The 25,653-nt window shown below is 42.2% G+C and carries 17 protein-coding genes; 6 read left to right on the top strand and 11 right to left on the bottom strand.

The features are described from left to right. The 5 genes from AC1DUD_RS11170 to AC1DUD_RS11150 form a co-directional block, all read right to left on the bottom strand. Nucleotides 1–462: an aspartyl protease family protein gene (locus tag AC1DUD_RS11170; protein WP_477374600.1), complete on the bottom strand. Its 462-nt coding sequence runs from the start codon at nucleotides 460–462 to the stop codon at nucleotides 1–3. 294 nt (nucleotides 463–756) lie between these two features. Continuing rightward, nucleotides 757–1,386: a response regulator gene (locus AC1DUD_RS11165; RefSeq protein WP_477374598.1), complete on the bottom strand. Its 630-nt coding sequence runs from the start codon at nucleotides 1,384–1,386 to the stop codon at nucleotides 757–759. Between the two features lie 69 nt (nucleotides 1,387–1,455). Further along, entirely contained in the window at nucleotides 1,456–4,332 is a 2,877-nt protein-coding gene (locus AC1DUD_RS11160; RefSeq protein WP_477374596.1) for a sensor histidine kinase, read from the bottom strand. Between the two features lie 289 nt (nucleotides 4,333–4,621). After that, the gene (gene tamL / locus AC1DUD_RS11155; protein WP_477374594.1) at nucleotides 4,622–6,904 is read right to left on the bottom strand and encodes a translocation and assembly module lipoprotein TamL; all 2,283 of its coding nucleotides are present in this window, start codon (nucleotides 6,902–6,904) and stop codon (nucleotides 4,622–4,624) included. Nucleotides 6,905–6,908: 4 nt separating this feature from the next. Then, complete coding sequence (locus AC1DUD_RS11150; protein ID WP_477374592.1) at nucleotides 6,909–12,077, bottom strand: translocation/assembly module TamB domain-containing protein; 5,169 nt, start codon at nucleotides 12,075–12,077, stop codon at nucleotides 6,909–6,911. A 225-nt stretch (nucleotides 12,078–12,302) separates the two neighbouring features. Between AC1DUD_RS11150 and dnaE the strand changes: the two genes are divergently transcribed. Continuing rightward, nucleotides 12,303–15,887: a DNA polymerase III subunit alpha gene (gene dnaE, locus AC1DUD_RS11145; RefSeq protein WP_477374590.1), complete on the top strand. Its 3,585-nt coding sequence runs from the start codon at nucleotides 12,303–12,305 to the stop codon at nucleotides 15,885–15,887. A 261-nt stretch (nucleotides 15,888–16,148) separates the two neighbouring features. Here dnaE and AC1DUD_RS11140 read toward each other — a convergent pair whose 3' ends face one another. Further along, on the bottom strand, nucleotides 16,149–16,523 hold the full coding sequence (locus AC1DUD_RS11140) for a winged helix-turn-helix transcriptional regulator (protein ID WP_477374588.1): 375 nt from the start codon (nucleotides 16,521–16,523) through the stop codon (nucleotides 16,149–16,151). 167 nt (nucleotides 16,524–16,690) lie between these two features. Here AC1DUD_RS11140 and AC1DUD_RS11135 point away from each other — a divergent pair, with 167 nt between their 5' ends. Beyond that, nucleotides 16,691–17,455: an SDR family oxidoreductase gene (locus tag AC1DUD_RS11135; RefSeq protein ID WP_477374586.1), complete on the top strand. Its 765-nt coding sequence runs from the start codon at nucleotides 16,691–16,693 to the stop codon at nucleotides 17,453–17,455. 71 nt (nucleotides 17,456–17,526) lie between these two features. On the opposite strand, the gene AC1DUD_RS11130 is transcribed toward AC1DUD_RS11135, so the two are convergent. Both AC1DUD_RS11130 and AC1DUD_RS11125 read right to left on the bottom strand, forming a co-directional pair. Further along, entirely contained in the window at nucleotides 17,527–17,847 is a 321-nt protein-coding gene (locus AC1DUD_RS11130; RefSeq protein WP_477374584.1) for a hypothetical protein, read from the bottom strand. Nucleotides 17,848–17,874: 27 nt separating this feature from the next. Next, nucleotides 17,875–18,180, bottom strand: coding sequence for a hypothetical protein (locus AC1DUD_RS11125; RefSeq protein WP_477374582.1), 306 nt, complete (start codon nucleotides 18,178–18,180; stop codon nucleotides 17,875–17,877). A 266-nt stretch (nucleotides 18,181–18,446) separates the two neighbouring features. Between AC1DUD_RS11125 and trxA the strand changes: the two genes are divergently transcribed. Together trxA and AC1DUD_RS11115 are read left to right on the top strand one after the other, a co-directional pair. Continuing rightward, a complete protein-coding gene (trxA, locus tag AC1DUD_RS11120) occupies nucleotides 18,447–18,767 on the top strand; it encodes a thioredoxin (protein ID WP_022831961.1) in 321 nt (106 codons plus the stop codon). Nucleotides 18,768–18,873: 106 nt separating this feature from the next. After that, nucleotides 18,874–19,794, top strand: coding sequence for a DUF58 domain-containing protein (locus tag AC1DUD_RS11115; protein WP_477374579.1), 921 nt, complete (start codon nucleotides 18,874–18,876; stop codon nucleotides 19,792–19,794). Between the two features lie 474 nt (nucleotides 19,795–20,268). Here the strand turns inward: AC1DUD_RS11115 and AC1DUD_RS11110 are convergent, their stop codons facing one another. Both AC1DUD_RS11110 and AC1DUD_RS11105 read right to left on the bottom strand, forming a co-directional pair. After that, on the bottom strand, nucleotides 20,269–21,588 hold the full coding sequence (locus AC1DUD_RS11110; RefSeq protein ID WP_477374577.1) for a sensor histidine kinase: 1,320 nt from the start codon (nucleotides 21,586–21,588) through the stop codon (nucleotides 20,269–20,271). Nucleotides 21,589–21,601: 13 nt separating this feature from the next. Continuing rightward, nucleotides 21,602–22,279, bottom strand: a complete 678-nt coding sequence (locus AC1DUD_RS11105) for a response regulator transcription factor (protein ID WP_477374575.1) — start codon at nucleotides 22,277–22,279, stop codon at nucleotides 21,602–21,604. Nucleotides 22,280–22,492: 213 nt separating this feature from the next. Between AC1DUD_RS11105 and AC1DUD_RS11100 the strand changes: the two genes are divergently transcribed. Next, entirely contained in the window at nucleotides 22,493–23,953 is a 1,461-nt protein-coding gene (locus tag AC1DUD_RS11100) for a glycoside hydrolase family 130 protein (protein ID WP_477374573.1), read from the top strand. Between the two features lie 324 nt (nucleotides 23,954–24,277). Beyond that, nucleotides 24,278–24,946 carry a hypothetical protein gene (locus tag AC1DUD_RS11095; protein WP_477374571.1) on the top strand — a complete coding sequence of 223 codons (669 nt, stop codon included), beginning with the start codon at nucleotides 24,278–24,280 and terminating at the stop codon, nucleotides 24,944–24,946. Here AC1DUD_RS11095 and AC1DUD_RS11090 read toward each other — a convergent pair. After that, nucleotides 24,943–25,623: a phosphatase PAP2 family protein gene (locus AC1DUD_RS11090; RefSeq protein ID WP_477374569.1), complete on the bottom strand. Its 681-nt coding sequence runs from the start codon at nucleotides 25,621–25,623 to the stop codon at nucleotides 24,943–24,945. The genes AC1DUD_RS11095 and AC1DUD_RS11090 overlap by 4 nt on opposite strands. Nucleotides 25,624–25,653 lie beyond the last annotated feature (30 nt).

Genomic DNA, 25,653 nt, shown 5'->3' with positions numbered 1-25,653 from the left:
TTAATCAACTATCCTCGGTTTTCTACTTTTAGCGGCACGTGTTTTTAACATTAACTCGCGTTTCCCATAATCGATCACTGCTTTATACTTCATTAAAATATCCCCGCCCAAAACGCCCAGTACCTTCGGATACCCCATTTGGCCATAAGCCACATTAATGGTAGACAGGTCGAGTACAGCTGCTTCAAATTCGGCAATAACTAATTCACCAATGTACATGTCACTTACCGTTGCAGTGAAAGATTCCATTGTATTAGTGCCAAGGCCTGTTGAAAGTTTCTCGCTGGCTAATATATTCATGGTTTCATTGGCCTCAGTTAACGTTGTTTGATCAAAAGCGGTTTTGGAAGCGCCTGTGTCCAGTACCATAATAAAAGCTTTTTCAAACAGTGAAACTTCCACCAACGGGTGAAAACCATCATCATGCAGGTCGATAATGCGGAGGGGGACAGATATGATCATTGTAGATATGCAAATTACAGATGTGCAAAAGTGCAGATTAAAGCAGTGGATTCATATTGCTGTTATTGAAAAAGCGCCAGTAATTTTAAGATTTATAAAGTTCCGATATTGGGAAATGAAACGCTTTTAAAAAAAAGGTAAGCACAACCGGATAGTCCGGTGAATTTTTAAAGTGATAAGGTTTAGGTTTTAAAATCACTACGAGGTAAGTTAATTTAACATCGGCCTTTAGTTTTTTTATAACGCTAAATTAGTTTTAACCTTTAGCCTCCACAATACTGAAAAAGTGGTATATCAAATTGCCCTGAATTTATTAATGGCTTCTACTTTGTTTTGTACCTGTAACTTAACATAGGTATTGCGAATGTGTTTTTTAACAGTGCCTGTAGAAATTTCAAGGTAATCAGCAATTTCTTTATACTGTAGGCCCCGCGCCAGATGATTAAGTACTTCTATTTCGCGCTCTGTCAGGTTTTCGGCGGCGGGGATAAATGGTTTTGCGGTAGCAGTATTAAATGATGCTATTACCCTGCGGGAGATATAAGCGCTCATGGGCGAGCCGCCCGCCGCAATTTCGGTAATTGCATTTCTGATCTCGTCGGCTGATGATTCTTTGAGCATATAACCTGTTGCGCCGCTCTTTAATGATTCAAAGATATTGGTATTGTCGTCGTTTATGGTACATACCAAAAATTCGGTATTGGGCAGTAAGGGTTTGGCCCGTCGTATAAATTCAATGCCCGATATACCTTCAAGGTTTATGTCAACTATAAAAATATCAGGTTGTAGCTGGTTTATCTTTTTTAATACAGCTTCGGCATTAGTGTACGATCCCATTAAACTTACGCCACTCATATCATGAATAATTTGTTCCAGCCCGCGCCGGTAATGTAAATTATCCTCTAACAAAATTATCTGGAGCATGCTTGCAGTAAATATAAAATGCTAATCTCCTAAATTATCCCGGCTTTCTTTATACCTATTATGGGGTATCTAAAGGTTCAATTTGAGGCTAATTGATGTACCCTTGCCTGGCGCAGTGTCAATTTTTAATTCGGCATTTAATCTTTTTGCACGTGCGTAAATATTACGGATACCCATGGTTTCATGTTTGCGAAGGTCTGGATCAAAGCCCCGGCCATCATCCCGGATGCTGATATGTAACCGGTTTTTGTAAAGACCGATTTCAAGAAAAGCGTTTTGCGCCTCCGAATGTTTAACAATATTGTTTAAAACTTCTCTCACAAGGAGGTATACCTGCCGCCTTTTTTCGCCATTTATGGTAATTATAGTTTCGCCAACCGAAGTACTTTCATGAAGACGGATGTTGCTGAAATCAAATATTTTAACGGCTTGTTTATGAATGAAATTTGTAAGGTTACTTACCTCATCGTTTTCAGCATCAAGGCTCCATATAATTAACCTCATTTGGGTTGAAATATCTGTAATGCCTTCATGAATAGCGTCTATTTCTTTAAAAGCGGGTTGATCGGCAACCTTTCGGCTTAGTAATTCGGTCCGCAGCTTAATGCCCGATATGCTTGCCCCCAAATCATCATGTACCTCACTGCTGATACGCTGCCGTTCACGTTGCAGGGCAAGCGCGTTTTCGTAGTCCTTTTTTTGTAAGCCTATGATGGACTGATAATATTTTCGTACCAGTAAAAAAGCCACAACCACAGCACTTAAAACAGCCAAAACCTGTAACCATAGCTGCTGGTACCATAAAGGCATAACGGTAAATTTAAAAATAAGCGGTGAGCTCAACTGGTTAAAACGATCGGCAGCTACCGCTTCTAACTCATAATTACCCGGGGGCAACAGGTCGAACCGCTTTTCACCGGATGGCGCAACACTCCAATTTTTGTCAACCCCTCTGAGCCTGAACCTGTATTGTATTTTACCCATGCTTTTATAGGATAGGGCAACGCAATTAAATACAACAGGTCGCCCGTAGGTGAAGCTGTTTTGAATTCCTGATCTTCCGTCATTAATTAATACCGGGCGGGGTAGGTTGGTGTTCCCTAAATTTTGCGTAACTGCTATTCCCTGATCTGTGGCTATATAGTAATCATGGCCGTTTTGCACTACGTCGGCAACATTATCTGAAGGAAGCCCGTTGCTGGTGTTTAGCAAGCTGATCCGGTAATTTTGATAATTATTATAAAACCTGATAATGCTTACGCCATCTGCTGTACAGGCCCATAATGTATTGGCATCTGTCCATACCAGTTTGCGGATATCGCCTGAAGAAATAATCGGCTTATTAAATTGAACAATTTGTTTCCCAGCCCACAAAAACACCCCCTGAGATTCGGTGCCAATTGCACATACTTCATTATTTGCAGCCAGGCATTTAACAATATTTATCCCGTTTTCGGCCAGTATCCGTATATAGTTAACATCATTAGTGGTTGGTTTTAACCTGTATAAGCCATAAAGTGAGCCTATCAGCATGCTGTTTTTATACCAGGTAAGTGATGTCATGCGTATGGGCTTGAATCTATAACCTTTTAAACGGTTGAGCTGATTTGACAATACGACAACGGATTCTTGTGAGATAAAACACACTGTATCATGTAGATGGGTAATTCCTTTTATAGGGCCATCATATTTTACGGACCCATCAAAATAACTTTCAGAATGCCATAGCGCCGGGTTCTTACCCGAAACATTTAATCTGAATAGGCCATTATCGGTGCCAATCATGAGCCTGTTGCCCGGAATTGTAAGCAGATTGGTTATCCGGTTAAAGTCAGACCGGTTTTGATTTATCGATATGGTGTCTATTGCTGATATCTGATTTACCCCAAGCTTCATATAACTGAGCATGCTTAAAACGTGCCCGGCAAAAAGATAGCCTCCCGCAATGTCCAATCTTAAAACATCTTCATTTGCCAGGCCGCTTTCTTTATTAATGACTTTTACTTCGGGGTTGGTACTTAAAAAGAAGCCTTTGTCATAGCTGCCAAACCATAAGTTGTTTTCCTTGTCTATAAGCGTTGATGTGGTGATGTGGTTATCAAGATAGTTTTTTCGCTCGCCGGTAATATAGTTGATAATGTATGTGCCTTGTTTTACTGTGGTAACGGCAAAAGTTTTTTTACCGGTGAGGTAAACCGAGGTTACATTCCCGGTGAAATAGATTTTATTGAGTGGAATAATCCCGCTTTTCTGATACTGATAAACGTGTACCCAATCTTTAGTTATTAATAACAAATGATTTTGCTGTATTGCCAGCCGGTAAGGTTTGGTATTGTTTTTGGCTGTTTGATAACTTAACTGCCCAGCCGATAGCTCTTTTTGGAGTATATCGATGTCATTTCGAGATAAGGTGATGTCCTCGCCATTCTCGCCATAAATATCCCCGTTTAAATATTGGATGGTGTGCCTTCTTGAATTTAATTCATCAAAATGATATACTTTAGTACTAAGCCTGTAATTTACGCAAAGCTCATTATAACGGTTAAAAAAGAAATTGGCAAAAGGTAATACTGTTACCTTTTGAGGTGAATTAAATTTGTGTATACGTCCGTTTTCATAATAACAAACCCGGTAGTTATTACAGTAAAAAAAAATCCTGTGGTAATTATCCTCAGCTATCCGGAAACATTCATTGCTTTCAAGCCCATCTACCGATGTGAAGTTTGTAAAGCGCTGTCCATCAAATCTGCTCACACCTTTATCGGTAGCTAACCAGATAAATCCCCTGCTATCCTGCATTAAATAATTAACCCTTGAGCTGAGCAGGCCATCAGCAGCGTTATAATTTTTCAGATAGACTACCTGATAGGGGGTGCTGGCATATACGCCCGAAAATAAAAACTGAATTAATATTAAAAGTTTAAAAAAAGGGTTTTTTAGCTGCATTTTATTATTTACGTCGGTTTGATATCGCTGCCGTTTCGATTATGTTCAATGATACGATTGTTAGGGCTTGTCAAGTGATATCATCTGATAAATATAAAAAGGAATGATCATATTTTGAAAATATGATGTTTAAACGTCCTTTTTTGCTCTCAATAATCAGCTGCTGAAGTTTGTGATAGTCATAGGTTTTATTAGAACAAAGCAGCACAATCGGTTTTTACAATTATGCTGCTTGCTATGTATGCCTGCTTATACGGCAAGCGGGTGTTGTTGTGTTGCGCAAACCAAATTAAAAAGGATAGCCAATTGCCAGGTTAAATACGCTGCGGTTAAAGTTAAAATCCCAGCGCGGCTCATTGGCACGGACATATGGCGTGCGAAGTGGGATACCAAGATCAGTACGCAACACCAGCACTGTTAAATCAAACCTTAAACCAAAACCGGCATCGACTGCCAGGTCGTTTAGAAAGCTTTTGGTAAACACTGCACCGGGTTGTGAGCCATTGGAGTGCAGCAGCCAGATATTACCGGCGTCAACAAATAATGCCCCGCGTACTATGCTAAATAGCTTTGGACGATATTCAATGTTGGCTTCCACTTTGATATCGCCCGATTCATCAGCAAGGAACCCGCCGGTGCCCGCACCTGTACTGGGATCAAACGAGCCCGGACCGATAGCTCTTGCCCTGAAACCGCGTAAACTGTTTGGGCCACCGATAAAGAATTGTTGGCTATAAGGTAATTGGGTTGAGTTACCATAAGGCAGGCCGACACCTACTATGAGCCTGCTTGCTATGGTGCTGTTTTGCCCGGTTTTGTGAAAATACCTGAGCTCGTTTTCCAGTTTTACAAACTGGTTAAAAATAGCTCCGAACAATTTTTTAGGCTTTCCGCCTGCACTGTCGGCACCGGTAACCAGGCCGTAAATATTATTTGAAAGGCTGATTTTGCCGTTGTAGTAAATGGTGTTAGTGCGGTAATCTTCATTGGTATTGGTGTAGGTAAAGCTATAGCTTGGGCCGAGGATAAACTGTTTATCAATAACGTGTTTCAAAGCCGGGTTAACCGGAACATTTTTCTTGTTGATGCTGTCAAGATATAATTGCGATACGCTCAGTGGGTTCACAAACTGGAAGTTGATAAGGTTAAGTTCATGCGAACGGTGTTCTGTTTCGCGCCACTGGTAACCAAACGATAAATTAAATGAATTTAGATTATACAGTTTTTGGCGGTTTACGACAGAGTAACCTAAGCTTAGATTAGTATGAGGGATATAGGCATCGGCTGCTTTTGGGTAGATAGGTCCGATAAAGCGCGGCCATGTAAGTGTTGTCTGAATACCGGCCTGGTACACGTTGTAACCGGAGTTTTGCCCGCCTACCTGCACATCGGTACTCCCGAATAAGGTTATTTTTAAAGCTTCAGCACCTTTAAATGCGTTGCGATTAAGCCAGTTGAGGTTTACCTGTGTACCTGTATAGTTGGCCGAAGTGGTGCGACCTAATATATCGAGCGACAGCGATTTCTTTTTGTACTGGGTTAAAAAGTAGTAAACATCAAGTTTTGACGAATCGGCAGATACGTCCTCAAACCTGTTTTTTACAAACTTGTAAGGGCCAAGGTTAATGAAGCGGTTGAGTGAATTGTTATGCGCGGTACGATTGTAAACCTGGCCGGGCCGCATAAGCACTGTATTGGCAAAGGTGTAGGTGTGTACCGTGTTGCGGCGTTCAACAATGTTGTACCATTTGTAAGGAATGGCCTTATCCTTCATCAGTGACGTATCCCTCAATGAGTAACTTGGGTATACATAAATTTTATTGATAGTATAAATATCTTTGGCCCTGCCCGGAGTTTCATTTTTAACGGCCACAAAAATATCAACCTGGTGACCGGCTATGGTGCTATCCACGTGCATGATCAAATCTTCAGGCGAAAAGTAATAAAAGCCTTCTTCTTTTAATCGTGCATCAATGCGCAGGCGTTCGGTTTTAATAATATCAAGGTTGTACTTATTGCCAACTTTTAACAATGTTTTGGCTGATGTGCCTGCAACCGCGGTATCGATGGTTCCTTTACCTTGTGGAAATACTACTTTTCTGATCTTATATCCCGGTCCGGTTACTGCTGTGTAGACCGCTTTGGCAACTTTAGATGTTGGCTTTTTACTTACGGTATCGCCGCTTACCTGTGCCTGAAAATAGCTTTCGTTTTGCAGGCGGTTTTGTAAGATCTTGCTGTTTTGCTCCAGGTTTACTGCTGTTATGAGTACAGGTGGCTCGCCTTTTTTGTTGAGCCAGTGTGCAAGCCCTTTGGTTTTGTTAGTTTTGGTTTTAAAGTACAGCCATAGTTTAAATCTCAAACCTAATATCGAGCTATTGGGCACTGGTCTTAGCAAAGTACCAAGCTCTTCGCTTAATGCACTCTTCTCACTTTTTTTCAGGGTTGAGTCCTTGATCACTACTTCGCCGCCTGTGTACAGTTTTTGGCCGGGCGCCAAAAACTTAGTGGTACTGCAGGCACTCAGTAAAACAGATGATGAAAGCAGTATATATTTTAAATGTTTGGTCATGGGCTTAGTTTGAAGTAGTTTGCGGTTTGTTGTCCTGTTGCTGCTGCATGTTCTTTTGCTCCAGCGCCTTGTCTGCTTCCTGTTGTTTTTGTTTTTCGTCTTTTTGCTGCTGTTGATATTGGCGRCGCAACTTGCGTTCTTCAGGGGTACGTTTGCGGAAGATTTCCCTGAAGCGGTTATAATCAACCGTTAAAGTAAAGCCTACACCGGTTTCAATGATCTGCCCTTGTATCACAATAAATTCGTCGCGGCGGTAAGCACGTAGGGTATAGCGGCCATCCTTACTAAGTTTATAGGCTATAGATACGTCCCCCGCTATGTTGGATGCTTTTTGACCTGGCTGATTGCCCTCCAGGTTAAAGTTGTTGCCAACGCTTACTGTAAGCCGGTCGCTCAGGAAGCGCTTGGATAGGCCCACATTTAAATCAGTACGGTTAGTAGCGGTTCCGGATGAGTAATCTTCGCCAGACGACAGGCCGAAGTTCAGGTCCACACCCGAAATCAGGCTGCCTGCCAAACGGTTCAACTGATCGGATAATAAACTGCTTACGCTGTTACGGATAGTGCCTTCAATTGATGTACCTGCACCCTGGCTTTGCAGCGGGTTATCGCCAATGAAGTGGCCAAGTACCAATACACCTAATACCTGTTTATTAAGTTCATTAGGATCCTGCCGTATCTGGGTCAAACGGGTGTTTACAGTACTTACCACATCTGATGATACAGAATAAGTACTATCAGGCAATACGATATCAAAGCTGATAGTTGGTGTAAGCAGCTGGTCTTTCAGGTTAAGGTTAACGTTGAACGGCAGCTTTTGCTTATACATGGTTGTATTTTGTGCGTCTGGAAGCTGGTTGGCAACCAGGTCAATCGGCGGTACGTTGGCAACGTAAATCGCTGTAAGGTCGATATTGGCACTGGTTGGGTCGCCCGTCCAAACAATGGTGCTGCCTTGCTTAAAGTTGAAGGTACGTTTTACGGTTGCGTAAGCCAGGTTATACGATCCTGAATTAACCACATAGGTACCGGTTAGGTTGATCTTGCCGCTTGGGTCGATGCCGCCATTCAGGTTGGCTTCACCTTTCAGGTGCACTACATCGCCGTTGCGTTCATCAATAACAATGGTAAAAGCAGCGTTTTTATTAACTATAATATTAGCGGATACGTCCAGACCGGTAACATCCGATTTTTTGAGCGAATCCAGTTGCCGCGCCAGCATGATAGAGTCTAATTTAGGTGCATCTTTATCAATAAAATCAACAACGCCTTTTCTATCTTCCACGGCAGGGTCATTAGTGGGCAGTACAAAGGTCATATCAGTTTTATCGTTTACCGTAAGATTGGCATCAACCACAGGTTTAGCCATATTTCCGCGGATCTTGATTCGGGTATCCACATAAAGCTTACCGTAATAAAGTTTATTATCAGCCTGGGTTGAGTTTGTAACTCTGAAGTTGGTGGCATTAATATCCATACCGAAAGCGAAGTCGGTGTAAGTTTTGGTGTAAATACTTCCGCTTACCACTGCTTTGTTGCCTGTTGAATCAACCAAAGTGAAATCATTAAAGCGGATGCCCTCGTTGTTGAACGTGATACTTTCCTGCGGCATCCTGAAGTAGGAGTTAAGCATGGCTACGTTGAAGCCTACCTTGTTAAAGTTGATATCACCCCTTACCGAAGGCGCGGTTGTGGTGCCGGATATTTTAAGGGCACCCGTAATATTTCCCGTGGCGTTACGCAGGCTGCCAAAGCTAAAGCCCTCAATACTCTTCATGCTCAGGTTAACAATGTTCAAGTCGAGATCAAAACGGCTTTCGGGAGATGTATAATAAGTACCGTTCAGGTCAACCTGGTTGCCTTTACCCGTGATACTCATTTGGGCGGCATATGCGTTGGCGGTTTGGTTATTTACCTTAAGGGCGATGTTGCCTACGGTATCTCCCTTAAAATTGAAATCATTTACATTGATGGCCGCTGTAAACAAAGGTGCGGTCTGGAAATTACTTACGGTAGCATCCCCGTTAATGGTACCACCTACCTGTAAGGAATCCTGCTTGGCCATTTTGGTAAGCGCCTCAATATGGAAATTGTTAAACTTGATATTGAGCGGACTGTTAAACTCCTGTGTGCTGCTGTTAACGCTCAGCACCTGGTTGTTATTGGTAATGGTAAAGTTATGTGCCAGAATACCTTTTGTTCCGTATTGTAAAAAGTTATCATCACTAACCGCCCATGGCAGGTAATCAAGCAGCAGTCCATCCTTGTTAAAGCTAAACTGATATTCATCCGGCAGTATACTAAAGGTACCCGCAATGCGGAAACGCTCTTTCTTAGCCGCGTCGCGGATTTGGATACTTACACCCGCTTTATTATCCTGTGCTGCACCGGAGATACTGGTGTACAACAGATCAACAGATGAGCCAACTTTAACTTCATCGACAGAAAAATTATAATTAAGGACGTTGTTACCGGTATTGATATTAAGCGATGCTTTGTTAATGGTGTTAGTACCATAAACCACTTTTGGTATAGAACCTTTAACTACCAGTTCGCCGGTTTGACTGTTGAAGCTGCCATTCAGCAAAACAGGATCAAGCTGTTTCAGGTCGGGCGCAAACTGGGTTAGCAAAGGGGTTTTAACCAGCCGGGCTTCAAACTTAAATTGCTGTGCATCGTACTTAACTACCGGTGCAGGTTTGGTTTTAACCGTTTTGCCTCCTTTAGTTTTAACTGCCACCTGCTGGCCACCTGCTATAGCGGTATTGAAATATTTGTTGATCACATCCTGCATGGCCGGGGCTATCTGGGTAAGCTTGTACTTACCGGCCATATGTGCAGTCATGATAGGCGTTGTTAACCGCAATGTGCTGCTATCGGCACTGGCTGTTGAAATGAGGCTGATGGTATCCATCTGGATCCGCTGACCTTTGTTAACTACCAACAAGTCGGTGGCTTTAATATTGGCGTTCAGGTAATCCGGATCGGCAGTTGGCACATCGGCAACGATCTTACCATGAAAGCGCATGTCATCCGCAACAAAGTGCAGGTTTTTAAGGTTGATGCTATCTACATTTAAAGTGGCTTTAACCGCCGGGTATTTCTTATTCAGGTTGGCTTTAGCATCTAAACTAAAATTAATGTTAGGGTCTTTCATACGGGCAACAGCCGTATATGCGCCATTGCTTGAGGTGCCTTTCATTATAAGGTTTTGATAGCTGTAACCTTTAACATAAGCCTTTGCTACAGTGCCATTAAAAGCTATGCTTGCTTTTTTAGGGTCGAGGTTTGTGCCTTTTAAATTGGCATTCATGGTAATGTGGCCAACCATTTGCGGTTGTTTGGTGAGTGCCCCAACATTAAGCTCGTTAGCCTTAATGCTTGCGGTATAGGTTGCTGTGTTCTTATTTTGCCCGTTCTTTAAAGCAGCTACCAGGTCAACTGCGCCGTAGCTTGAGCGCAGGCCTATTTTGGTGTTGAACGTATACATGCTGCCTTTAAAGTTACCTTTCAGGCTCATTTTTTCGGGGATGCTTACATTCGGCGGGATGCTACCGGCAGGAGCAAGCTTGTATATATCGCTGCGACTGGTGCTGAAGTCGGCGATGTTGACATCAAAGGTCGCCTTATTTACATTGGGCAGCCCTTTCATTTTAGCTGATGCCTTAATGTGGGTGCTGCTAAGCCCGGTTACTTCAAGGTTAGGAATGTCGAGGTTATTCACTTGTCCGCTTACCCTGCCATTGATCTTGAACACTGTGCCCGGCGATGATTTGAAAGGCTCCATGGTGGCCATGGTTGGCATCAGTAGTAAAACGTCTTTCAGACCTAAACGGCTGCCGTCTAAATTGGCATTGATGCCCAGCGCGCCAATGTTTTTGGTGATGGCATCGATAGATGGGTAACGTACCTGTACCGATTTTTGCAAGGTAGTTTGCGGGGTTTCCAGCAGCAGATCGTTCATGTAGGCATTGGTTGGCCCGTACAGGAACGCCGTGTGAAACTTATTGATCTTCAAGCCACTTTTTTCGGTAAAGGTAAAAGAGTTGATCTTGCCCGAAATGGTATCAGTGCTATATGAAATTTCTTCAGCTTCGGCATTCAGGCTGCGGATGTCCATGTGTCCAAAATCCAAACCTTTGGGTATTGCTTTCTGCGCCTCATTATCAAACTTAATATTATCGTTAGTGAAGGTAACTTTACCGATGGTTGCCCTCCATGCCGATTTGGTAGGAGAAGATACCAGTGTATCCAGTTTTTTTACAGCCTTTACAACAGCTTTGACTACTGTTTTGGGTTTGGCTAAACTAAGGCCCGCTTTGGTATCGCTTAGTTCGATGTTTTTAATGCCTACCCTTTGGTTTTTCAGATCGATCTTATCCATCTCCACCAAAAATTTGCTCAGATCTACCTTGGCACCCATCTCGGCACTTTGATAATCGACTTTAATTTTGGAGATATCGATAACACCTAAATTCAGGTCCATGTTTAAAGGTGCAGTAGCGGTATCGGGCGGCGGCGGACCGGTTGGCGTTTGGATGATCTTTGCGTTTACATCGCTCAGGGTAATTTTTGGTATGGTGAACTTCATTTTATCCATATCAAAATCCTTAACGCGGGTATCAAAATGGCCCAGCAAGAATTTCACGTCGTTGCCGGTAATGGCGTCCTTATATTTTAGGTTGATCTTATCGAGGATGATCTTATCAACAGAAAACTTCATGGTTGAAGTAGTATCGGTAGGTTTTACTTCTTTCTTTTGTTCGCCAACAAAAGCCTTCATAATGTAATCGAAGTTGAATACACTATCGGCTCCACGGCTTACGTTGGCGGTAATGCCCTGCAAGTTTATCTCGTTCACCTCAACCTGGCTGTGCAGCAGCTTAAGCATGCTGATATCAACCTTTAGTTTTTCGCCGGCAATGAGGGTGTCTTTTTTCTGGTCTTCAAAATAAACATCTTCCAGTACAAGCAGCTTAGGCAAGCCCAAACTGATATGCCCAATTTTAACTTTGGTATGGATCTTATTTTGTAAAAAAGTTACGGCTTTATCTTTTGCGAAGTTTTGTACGGCAGGTACCTGTATCAAAATTACTACAAGGATAACCAGCAGAACTACACTTACCAGTATCCAAAGTATCGTTTTAAGGGTTATTCGTAGTATTTTTTTCAATTGTATGTGTATTTCAAAGGTGAAGATCGTGATGGTTAATATAAACAAATAACATGCTAAGTATAGCTGTTCGCTGTGTGTTTTGTATAATTTACAAAATGGGGGACCGGCTTAAAAGAAAATTTCACAACGCTATTTTTTAACATTCAATAGCCGAACTTGTTTTAACTCATCAACTTGTTTTAACTTTGTATTTCATAACGATTTTGCTGAAACGGATTAACTATGCCTGATTTTTCTCATCTCCACGTACATACCCAATTCTCATTGCTCGATGGTGCAGCCGATATTTCCAAGCTGTATAAAAAAGCCGCCAAGGATGGGATGAAGGCCCTGGCAATAACCGATCATGGTAACATGTTTGGTGTATTTAAGTTTGTGGCCGAAGCCGGTAAACACAATGTGAAACCCATTGTAGGCTGCGAATTTTATGTGGTTGAAGACAGGCATAAAAAACAGTTCACCAAAGAGAATAAGGACGTACGCCGCCACCAACTGATGCTGGCTAAAAACCCTACCGGGTACAAAAACCTGGTAAAGCTATGCTCATTGGGTTATATGGAAGGGCTGTACAGTAAATGGCCCCGTATTGATAAGGAGCTTATTGTAAAATATCATGAAGGTATCATCGCCACTACGTGCTGTATTGGTGCATCAGTTCCACAGGCTATTTTAAGAGATACGCCCGAAAATGCAGAGAAGGAATTTAAATGGTGGCTTGATTTGTTTGGCGAGGATTTTTATATCGAGGTGCAACGCCACGAGATCCCCGAGCAGCAAATCATCAATAATGTTTTGCTCACCTATGCAAAAAAATATAATGTTAAAGTGATCTGTTCAAACGATTCACACTATGTGGATCAGCAGGACTCGAACGCGCATGATATTTTGCTTTGCGTTAACACGGGCGATATGCAGAGTACCCCCATTGCAACTGATGAGGAAGGTGGTAAAGGCTATCGTTTCGGTTTCCCAAATGATCAGTTTTACTTTAAAACACAGGCAGAGATGGGACAGTTGTTTCATGATTTGCCTGAATCACTGGATAATACCAACGAAATTGTTGATAAGGTAGAGGTACTGAAGCTAAAGCGCGATATCCTGCTGCCTAACTACGTTATTCCCGACGAATTTAAGATTCACAATACACCCGATGCTGATACCCTTAACCAGTGGGAGTACCTAAAGCACCTTACTTTTATGGGGGCTAAGGAGCGTTATATAGATATTAGCCCGGAGACTGAGGAACGCATCAACTTTGAGCTGTTCACCATCCGTACGATGGGTTTTGCCGGATACTTCCTTATTGTGGCCGACTTTATCAGGGCCGGGCGCGATATGGGCGTATTTATTGGTCCGGGCCGTGGTTCGGCAGCTGGATCGGTAGTGGCTTATTGTACAGGGATCACCAATATCGATCCGATGAAGTATAACCTCCTGTTTGAGAGGTTCCTGAACCCCGACCGTAAATCGATGCCCGATATTGACACGGACTTTGACGATGCCGGCAGGCAAAGGGTTATTGATTATGTGGTTGATAAATACGGTAAAAACCAGGTAGCCCAGATCATTACCTATGGTTCAATGGCTGCGCGTACCAGTATCCAGGACGTGGGCCGTGTGCTTGATATGCCACTGGCCGATGTAAGTGCCATGAAAAAGCTTGTGCCCGAAACATTGGGTATCACCCTGAAGGATGCTATTGAGCAGGTTCCAGAACTAAAAGAGATCCTGAACGGGAACGACCTGAAAGCACAGGTACTGCGCGAGGCCGAAAAACTGGAAGGATCGGTACGTAACACCGGTGTGCACGCTGCGGGGATCATCATTGCCCCTTATGACCTTACCGATATTGTACCGGTAGCCACCGCTAAAGATTCGGACCTGCTGGTTACCCAATATGACGGCCGTGTAATTGAAGATGCAGGTGTAATTAAGATGGACTTTTTGGGTTTAAAAACCCTTACCATTATTAAAGACGCCCTGCGGATGATCAAACAGAATCACGGTGTAGTGATAGATATCGACTACATACCGCTTGATGACCTTAAAACTTATGAGCTTTATCAGCGTGGCGATACCAATGGTACTTTCCAGTTTGAAAGTGATGGTATGCAAATGTATCTGCGCGAACTTAAGCCCGATAGGTTTGAGGATTTGATTGCCATGAACGCGCTTTACCGTCCTGGGCCGATAGAGTACATACCTAACTTCATCAGCCGTAAACATGGCCGCGAACCGGTAGTGTTTGACCTTCCGGATATGGAGGAATACCTTGGCGAAACCTATGGTATTACCGTATACCAGGAACAGGTGATGCTTCTGTCGCAAAAGTTAGCGGGCTTTAGTAAAGGCGATGCCGACGTTTTGCGTAAGGCGATGGGTAAAAAGCAGATCGAGGTACTGAACAAAATGGAAGCTCAGTTTATGGATGGTGCCGTTGCCAAGGGTCACCCCAAAGATAAGCTTACCAAAATCTGGACCGACTGGAAAGCATTTGCTCAGTACGCGTTCAATAAATCGCACTCTACCTGCTACGCTTTCGTGGCATATCAAACTGCTTATTTAAAAGCGCATTATCCGTCAGAATATATGGCGGCGGTTTTAAATAACCAGAACAATATTGAAAAAATTACCTTCTTTATGGAGGAATGCCGCCGCATGGGTGTTGAGGTTTTAGGGCCGGACATCAACGAGTCGGACATGGCTTTTGCCGTGAACAAACGGGGGCAGGTACGTTTCGGTTTAACCGGTGTAAAAGGTGTGGGTGACAAAGCGGTAGAAAGTATCATTGAAGAGCGTAACGCCAATGGTCCGTTTGAAACGGTTTATGATTTTGCACGGCGTTCAAACACCCGCAGCGTTAATCGCAAATCGTACGAAAATTTGGTATATGGTGGTGCCTTTGATGGTTTTGAGATTCCCCGGGCCAAATTTTTTGCCAAAACGGAGTTGGGTGTTTTAACTGGTGTTGAACGCCTCATCAAATATGCCAACGATTATCAGAACGTACAAAGCAGTTCACAATCATCGTTGTTTGGCGGTTCGGTAGCATCATACGTGCCTGAGCCGGCTATGCCAGATGTTGAGGAATGGGCACTGATAGAAAAGCTGAAGTACGAGAAAATGGTTATCGGGATCTATTTAACCGGTCACCCGTTGGATAATTATAAAGTTGAACTTAAGCGTTTCTGTAACGCCAACATCAGCGATCTGAAACTGATGCAAAAAGCCCGCTCAGGCGAAGGCGGTGAAGATGTAACAGCGGCGTTTAATGAGCTGCGCCGTCGCGGTGAATTGCGGATAGGTGGCCTGGTATCAAGCGTTCAGCATAAAATGACCAAAACCGGCAAGCCATTTGGCACGTTTGTGTTTGAGGATTATAATGAATCGTACGAGTTTGCCCTGTTTGGTGATGATTATGTAAAGTTCCGTAACATGATGATGGAAGGTTACTTCCTGCATATTAAAGGAAATATTGAAGAGAAATTCCGCCAGAAAGATAACTGGGATCTCCGGATCATGGTGATGGACCTGCTATCAGAAATGCGTGATAAGCTTACCAAATCATTAACTGTTTGTATTGATGTGCAAATGCTTAATAGTAAGCTGTTGGATGATATTCAGCACATGATAGATGATAATAACCAAAAGTACCCGGTAAAAAACTGTAAGCTCCGTTTCCAGATCAAGGACAGGGAAGAGGTTATGCTGGTTGAGCTCTCATCCAAATCATTCAAAGTAAACCCAAGCGATGATTTTATGGCCGGGATCCATAGCTTGACTAATGAAGAGCCGGTGTTGAGTTAGGATATTTCCTACTTGTATATACACCCGTCATTGCGAGGAACGAAGCAATCCCCGATTAGCAGAGCCGCTGTGTAAAGTTCGCGATTGCTTCGTACCTCGCAATGACGCGGTGGAGATGTTCGACTTGCGCTCTCCTTTAACTCGCGCTCGAGTTGTAACGAGTGCGTAACCTGGGTTTGCGTTTGTAACGCAACGGGCGATACAATCACCAAACCATATTAAGCACTCGTTATAAACGAGAGCAAGGATCTTAAAACTGTGTTACACTTCCACTCTCACTACCTCATCATCCTGCTTAATCAAAGTATAACAAGTATAATCAGGCTTGATTACTTCGCCGTTAGCGTTGGTTACAGTCATGTAATGGCTGCCCCAGGTTTCGAGGGTGTAAAATATAGACGATAGTTCCTGGCCGATGGGAGTGAGGGAATATTCAACCCTTGGCGGTACTTCAGGAAAAATATGGCGGGTTACGATACCGTCCTCTTCCAGTTCGCGGATCTGTTGTGAAAGCATCTTTTCGGTCATGCCCGGAATGGCCCGGTTTATTTCGCTGTATCGCTTCTGCCCGGATAATAATTGGTTTATTATACTCAGTTTCCACTTACCGCTGATCACGCTGAGGGCCGCTGCCATCGTACAGGAATGATCAGAATGTCTGTTTTTTGTCATAATGAAAAAGGCGATATAGCGATTGCATCAAACCGGCCCATAACCTACCAAAAAGTATGTTGCACACAAAATGGTGCATTCTTGTGGGGCGCTGTAACCCGGTGTATCTTTGATGTATCAAAACAAAGATAATGAAAAAGTTACAAGGAAAAACAGCAGTAATAACAGGCGGAAACAGTGGTATAGGCCTGGCCACAGCACAGGAGTTCATTGCACAAGGTGCTAAAGTGATCATCACCGGCAGGAACCAAAAATCAATTAATGAAGCAATTGAAATACTTGGTGCCGATGCTCAGGGTGTAATTGCTGATAGCGGCGACATGAACCAGGTTAAACAGCTTGGCGAAAAAGTAAAAGCCATTGCCGAAAAAATTGACATCGTATTTGTTAATGCAGGTATTGGCCAGTTCAACTCAACCGAGCAAATGAGCGAACAGATGTTTGACGATATCATGAACATCAACTTTAAAGGTGCTTACTTCAGCATTCAGCAGTTATTGCCTTTAATTAACGATGGCGGTTCTATCATCCTGAATACTTCAATCAATGCACACATAGGCATGGCTGGCGCAACTGTTTATGCAGCAAGTAAAGCAGCATTACTTTCATTAGCCAAAAACATCTCAGCCGAATTATTACCACGCCGTATCAGGGTTAACTCTGTAAGTCCTGGCCCGGTTGTAACGCCTTTACATACTGCCGATAAATTAGGCTTAACGCAGGAACAACTGGAAGGCATGGGTTCTGAACTTGTAAAACAGATACCTATGGGCCGTTTTGGTTTAGCAGAAGAAATAGCCAAAACAGTAACCTTCTTCGCTTCTGATGATTCAACATTTATAACAGGTGCCGAGCTGATTGCTGATGGTGGTATGGCCACTTTAAAAGGTGCATAAGAATAAAGGGAATATTTATCCGGCTCCTCAAAAATTGGGGTAATGTGAGAATTGAGGATACGGACAATTTATTAACCGGTGACCGGGAGCTGTTGCTTCCGGTCATTTTTTGTTTTGATGAGGAAGAAAATATAGCTGAAGATGCCAATAAATAAGGCGATTACCCCATCAATGCATATACCACCAAATAATAGCGATACGCTAACCAGTCCGCACCGTGAGGAAGGTGTCTGAATAAAATAATGAATAAATATAGCTGTTGATACGATACCTAAAACCCAGGACAATACAGTGCTGCCAATTATAGGTAAAATAATGCGACCATTTATTCTTAATGCCGACAGATATATCTGTACCACAGGTGCTATAAGCCAAATTAATAAGATATACATTTCGCTATAAATTATATTTGAAACCCTTTATCGATGTGCCTTGTAGTATGATAATAAACCAATAATCCCTATCAGCGGAATCACAAAACATACATTTAACAACCCCAATGATATAAAAACGGTACATCCCGTTGCGCATTTAATATCGGCAGGCACGCCATAAAGCGAAATTATAAATGCAAGTGTGGCCAGGCCTGCTGCGAGTAAAAGCGATAAAAGAAAAATTGCATACAAGGGCAAGCTTATTTTATCCTTTATCCGGCGTAATGAAAACTTCCATTGCAGTATTGGTGCAACTAAAATAAGTATGAAAGGGATAATAAACAGTAGCATGTTGAATAGCTGTAATGTTAATTAATACCGCCAATGTTAAAAAGTAACCCGCCCGCACAGTTGTTTATATGCTCTGTAAACAAGTAATTTGTATTATTACGTCATGTCGCAAAGTAGTATTTTGTGGTGCGAATGCGACAAATGGTCATGTTTGTGTTAAGTGGCTTATTGATGATAATATAATTGTCACATTGTCAGTTGTACACTTGTGGCAAGCAATTTGAATAGCATATATTTGTAAATACAAAATTTAAAAAATAGAAATCATGGCTTTAGAAATAACTGATGCAAACTTTGACGAGCTTGTCCTGAAATCAGACAAACCGGTATTAATTGACTTTTGGGCAGAATGGTGTGGTCCGTGTAGGATGGTAGGTCCGGTAGTTGAAGATATTGCAAAAGAATATGAAGGCAAAGCTGTTGTTGGTAAAGTAGACGTTGACAACAACCCAGGTATATCTGTAAAATACGGAATCCGTAACATCCCTGCCTTATTGTTCTTCAAAAATGGCGAAATTGTGGATAAACAAATTGGTGCTGTGCCAAAATCAGTATTAACTGATAAACTTGCAAAACAGTTAGCATAACTCAAATAAGCTTATTTAATGCTACGCACTGTAGTATTAACACAACATATTTTAATGAAAAAGCGTTGCAATTTTGCAACGCTTTTTTTATGCCCTATATTAGCCTATGCCCAAATTAAACGATGATCAGCAAATAAGGCAACTGGCCAATCTTGAATTGCTGGCCCGGCAAGTGGTTGAAGGTTTCATTACTGGTTTACACCAAAGTCCTTTTCACGGCTTTTCGGTTGAGTTTGCTGAGCACCGCTTATACAACAATGGCGAGTCGGTAAAAAATATCGACTGGAAGCTGCTGGCCCGTACCGATAAGCTGTTTGTGAAGCAGTTCGAAGAGGAAACAAATCTTCGTTGTTTTCTTTTGCTGGATACCTCATCATCCATGAATTTCCCGGAAACGGGCACCAATAAGCTGCAATTTTCAGTTTACGCCATAGCATCGCTCATGTATCTGTTCAAAAAACAGCGTGACGCATTTGGGCTTTGTTTATTTTCAGATAAGATCGATTGGATCAGTGCTGCAAAATCAACTACCGCACACCTGTTTTATTTATATGCCGAGCTGGAAAAAATGTACGCCAGCCCTAAAGTAAACACGCAAACCAATATCACCAACGTACTGCACCATATAGCCCAGGAAATCCATCAACGCTCGTTAGTGATTATTTTTAGCGATATGCTGGAGAACAGTCTTGATGCTGAAAAGCAGCAGGCTTTATTTGCGGCTATTCAGCATTTGAAATTTAATAAGCATGAGGTAGTGATCTTTAATGTTACCGACAAACAAAAGGAACTTGAGCTTAACTTCGATAACCGTCCTCATCATTTTATAGATATTGAAAGCGGAGATGAGCTGAAAGTAAACCCGGCCCGAATCAGGGAAGCTTATAAAGCATCGTTAAAAGAATACCGTCACCAACTGGAATTAAAGTGCGCTCAGTATCATATCGATTTGGTTGATGCTGATATTCACGAAGGTTATCATCACATCCTGAATACCTATCTGGTTAAGCGTAATAAGATGATATAGGAAGGTTATATAGAAGCGGGTAAGTATCAGGGAGAACCTAAAAAAACATGATAACGTATAAAATATATTTTAGCTATGGTGCGCGGGGCCGCGTTAGTGATAGTAGCGGATACCGGCCTTGTGGCTAATGCCTGTGCAGTATGAGCGGATAGCACGGGCCGCAGGCAACGCCCATGTTTATAATATCAATTCCCAAATGTGTTTAATAATCAATGCCTTACGATCGCATCATTATAAGGTACGAAGCAATCGCGAACACGGTCACAAGTCATCCATCCTTCAGCTCACCTACGTAAGACTTGCGCCATTTGGGGGGGCACTGCCTCGTGCAATGACGGTTTACTATAAATGTATTTTGTTGAAATAAAAAAAGGCTGTTACCAATTGGAAAACAGCCTATATAGTTAAATAGGGGATCTACTTATAAATAAACTTTGTAAAGGTATTGATACAATGTGAAGAATAAGTGAAGTTCTATTCGCGGTTAAATATGAGATATATGCTGGTCCCCTTATTTTTCACCGAGTCTATTTTTACCCTGATGTTATGAAACGTAGTGATACTTTTTACAATAGCTAAACCAAGGCCATAGCTTTCCTTCTCTTCAGTTTCAAATTTTTCGAAACGGTTAAAAGCATTTTCAATTTGTTGCAGATCCATACCTGCGCCTGTATCGGTTATTTCCAGTATATACACATCTTCTTTCAGTTCGTCGGCGACAGTAATACTTCCTTTGGGTTTGTTGTATTTTATAGCATTGTTTATCAGGTTGAATAACAGGGTATGCATCAGCGGGCGATTGCCCATAATGGAGTAGATGTATTTGATGTTATTGTTGAAAGTGAGGTGCTTTTCTTCCAGACGGTCTTCAAGTTCCTCTTCAATCTCCATAATCACACCAGCTATCATCACCACGTCGGCTTTATCATACTGGTTATTCTCAACTTTTGATATCAGCAGCAAGCTGTTAATAATAGATTTGAGCCGGTTTAATGTTTTCAGCGAAGCATGCATCTTGTTTTCGCTGGCTTCGCTAAGTTCCTCTTGCAATAAAATATTCTCCAGTCGTGAACTGATAATTGATATTGGCGTAAGCAATTCATGCGATACATTGGCAATAAACTGTTTCTCGAGGCTAAACAGGTTGCTGATCTTTTTCATGAGGGTGCTGATACTATCATCAAGTAGTTCGAAATCCTGAGTAGTGGTCTGGATCTTCTCATAATCAAAGTTCATAGGATCATTTACCTTGATCAGTTTGCGGTCGATGATCTTATAAAACGGAGCCAGCAAAAATTTAGTGAACACCAGGTCGCTTACCAGGGTAAGGGCAAGTGCTATTACCAGCGTTAAGAGCGTAAATCTTTTAATGATTGATTTTAATTCTTCAATAGAAGTGATTGAAACTCCGATTTCAAGCAGATAGGTATGGTTATTAAAGTTAAACTGATGGGTTAAAATGCGATAAGTTTGCGTAACCTGGTCGCTGGTGCGGGTCTCGGTGGTAAATCTTGCGCCTTTGGTTTCTGTGGGCTGAAACTCAACGGGCTTAATAATGATGAATTCCTCTTTTAAGATATTATAATCGGTATAGGGTTTTTGATTGGCAAGCTTACTGTTGATTTCCTTTGAAGTAAGGTTTTTAAGCGTTTCCCGTTCATTTTCTTCAAGTCTCAACTCAACATGATTGTACGAAATTTTTTCGATAGAAAGCAGGATAAGCAGGCCCGTAAAAAGTATGATGGCTAACTTGGTTAACGTGTTATAAAGAGCCAGTTTTACCTGTAATTTCATGAGGCTGTTAATTTCAGATGTTGATGCGGTAGCCGATACTCCTCACAGTTTCAAACCAATCGATAGGGATATATGCCGATAGCTTTTTACGCAGGTTTTTAACGTGCACATCCACAAAGTTGGAGTCGGAATTTATTTCCAGTACATCGCCCCAAACGTGCTCGGTGAGGTTGGTGCGCGATATAACCCGGTTTTTATTAAGCACCAGGTAGTTAAAGATTTCAAATTCCTTTTTTGTGAGGGCTATCCGTTCTTCGTTATAAGTAACGGTGCGGTTTTGAATATTGATCTTTAAGCCTTTTACATTGATGTCATTACTTTCCAGGCGGTGTTTGCGGCGGGTTATAGCATGCATGCGGGCCAATAGCTCATTCAGCGAAAACGGCTTTGCCAGGTAATCGTCGGCACCCTGCTCAAGACCCGATACCCGGTCGTCAACAGCACCGCGGGCCGTGAGTATGATCACGGCATCTTCTCGGTTACTCATTCCTTTCAGCATCTTAAGCAGGTCGAATCCGTCGCCGTCAGGCAAACCCAGATCGAGCAGGATAAAGTCATAATTGTTTACGAAGATCTTTTCGGATGCCGATTTTTTGGTGCGGGCATGTTCAACAGTAAAACCTTCGTGGCTTAAAAATTCATCAACTTCAAGCGCAAGGCCTTTTTCGTCTTCAACAATTAGTACGTTCATAATTGCGCAAATTACAAAAAACTATAAATAAGGGTTACAGGATCAGGATGTTCATAGCAGGCAAAGTACTGCAGCAAACATTAACAAAGCATGAAGATAGGTTTTTATAACGGCCTGTAAAGTGTCATTTTTTAAATGTTGCGTTTAAATTAAAAATGCATAAATCAATTTGCAGTTATTGCTGTTACAAACTAAAAGCTACCACTTCATTGTATGAGACTTTCTATCGAACGCAAACCCATCCGAGTAAATCCAGATCCGAAACGTGTAATTGCAAGGTTTTTTTTTAATGGCAACGACCGGGCAAAAGAAGTTATTGAACGCGTAATGCTTATTAGTGAAGAAGATGCTTTCGGCATTGTATCGCCCTTGCTGCAGGAGTACTCCAAAAGGCACCGCAATATTACCCGTGTGCTTAACAGGCATTGCAGCAAGCTTAAACCATTGTTTTTGGAGCTGAATATTGATTTTGATACGCTTACCGTTTATCGTAAACTGCTTATCGGGTCGTATTTTACGCACGAATATTCTATTGAATCGGCAGCTTTCTTCAATCCGTCGATAGTTGAGGATCCTGATCAAACCGAACTGGAAGACGGGCAGCGCCGGGTGATCATCAGTTTTAGGGCAGTAGGCGAGGGGCATATTTCATCAATAACTTTTCGTAGGGCCTGGATAGATAAGGATAACAACATCAGTATACAACCTGCAGGCAGCTATATTGACGAAGCCGAAATTGTGCGGAACGCCGTTTATAATAAAAAGTTGTTTTTTGAAAAGGCGGCCATTACGCAGATCAATATCGATGTAATTGGTGAGCTGGAATCAAAGCTTGATCATCATTTTGAATACGCCAACCTGCGCCGCATCATTATGGATTCGCAAAGGTTACAGGAAAACGACATGAAACGGCTGGAATATGATAAAGTGCTCTGGCTTGCTGATTCCTATTATGAAATTGTTTTTTCGCTTGATACCGATATTTCCGATAGGGTGATCTTCCCGATATCTGAATACGAGCGCAAGGGTATTGAAGATGCCCGGTTTGTGCAGTTTACCAATGATGACGGAAGCAAGGTTTACTATGCTACTTACACAGCTTACGATGGTTCGCTGATCATGCCCAAGCTACTGCAAACAACCGATTTTTATAATTTTAAGATTATGCCTTTATATGGGGCAGGTGCGCAGAATAAAAACCTTGCCCTGTTTCCGCGCAAAGTGAACGGAAAGTATGTGATGATATCGCGCATAGACGGCTGTAATAATTATATTATGTACTCGGATAAAATCAATATCTGGGAAAAGCCGGTGATGCTGCAACAGCCTAAATTTAGCTGGGAATTTGTGCAGATAGGTAATTGCGGCTCACCCATTGAAACGCCTGACGGATGGATCATGATCACTCATGGTGTAGGTCCTATGCGCCGCTATGTACTGGGGGCAAGCTTGTTGAAGCTGGATGATCCTGCAGTTGAGATCGGTCGTTTGAAAGAGCCTTTGCTGATTCCCAACAGTGATGAGCGCGAAGGTTATGTGCCCAACGTGCTTTATTCTTGTGGCGCTATAGTACATAATAACAAGCTTATTATTCCATACGGTGTTTCCGATTCATCAACAGCCTTTGCCGAGTTAAGCCTGGATGAACTTTTAGCTAAGTTGAAAGAAGCTTAAAGCCGAAGGCGGAAAACATAACATCTCCAACCGTCATTGCGAGGTACGAAGCAATCCCCAACTATACAGAGTAACTTGCAAGGCTGCTCTGCTAATCGGGGATTGCTTCGTACCTCGCAATTGTAAGGGTTTAGTAATTCGGAGACAGAATCAGGTTTTTTATTTATATAGTTGAAATTCGCGCCAGTTAAACAAGCTTTCAGTCTTCGCCTTTCTGCTTTTAGCTGGCGTTTATACTGTTGATTTTAAGTCATTTAGCTATCATTTAAATCTCATGATATATTATTAGTTAAAACTTATTCTTCTTTTTTAAGTTAAATAAATATGAAAAAGATAATTTTAAGCTTAAGCATAATGCTTATTTCGCTTGCAGGTTTTAGCCAGGCACTAAAACCTGTAAAGATAGATAGCCTTGTTACGGTTTCATTGCCTACGGGGTTTATCAAAAAGGATACATTAGGTCAACAGATATACCAAGGCACCGGATCATTAGGTAATATACTTGTTTTACGCGTACCAAACGCTAATAACAAACCTTTAAATAAAGAGAAAGACCTAAAGGATGTATTTAAAAACTATATCAATGGTATCCAGAAACAATCTGTTAATGGCAGTGTGATGTATCCGCGCGATACCACCATAGGCAAACTGGAAGGTAAAGTATTTACACTACGGATCGATAACAGCGGTTCAACCGGTGAATCTCCCGAGTTAAGGAACTTTATCCTGCTTTATACCCAGGACGCAACTTATACCTTTGAGTATAATTACCCTGAGCAAAGGGCCGATCTGGCAAAAGCCGAGTTGAAACAGTTTTCGGGCTCTATTCGTATTGCACCTACTTTAGATCGTCGTGACCAGTATTTGTCTGATGCAAAAGGTATGTCGGCCCCGGCCAAAATAGGTATTTATGGAGGCGGTGCCGTTATCGTGCTGATCATAGTATTGACAGTGATCAAACGTAAAAACAGGCAACTGGAAGCAGGGGTTTAATTAACAGCAGGGGCTTTCTTGAATAAATCGAGCAGGCCCCTGTTCCACTTGGCCGAATTAATAAATTGTTTGCTATCAAGCCAGGTGAGCCAAAATATAGTTATAAAAACACCAATAGCCGAGCCCGCAAGCACATCCTCGTAGAAATGCTCGGTTAAATACATTCTTGAATAGCCAACCATTATGGCGATAAACAAGGCTGGGATTCCCCAGCCTTTGTTTTTACAAAGATATGTTATAACAAGTGCCGCCGAAAAAGCGCTCACCGTATGCCCCGAAGGGAAGCTGTATTTTTCTAAAATATAAACACCATCTACTGTATGTACCCTGCTCCATTGGTCGGCAAAATATAACTTGGGGCGGGGGGCAATGTAAATGTATTTTAGGATTTGGGCGGCTATAGATGTGATTGCATAGCTTGATGCCAGCAATAGCCAGCTACGGTAGCTAAACAGCAGCATAACAAGCGATAATACTACTGCTGTGGTGCCATCGCCAATGTCAGTAATGTAGGGCTCAATGGTATCAAGCCAGGGCTGATTCCAACTGTTAACGGTAAAAAAGATAGCCTCCCGGCTGCATAGTAGTTTGATGATCAAACAGGTAGCTAAAACGATCAGGTAAAGGATAAAAAAAGGGCGGATCCTGTACAACACGTCTTTTATTCCTATCTTCATGGTGCAAAGTAAGCATATACTTATTCAATG

Source organism: Mucilaginibacter sp. P4_A11 (genome assembly GCF_056402535.1).
This window is presented reverse-complemented; position numbering and strand designations above follow the sequence as displayed.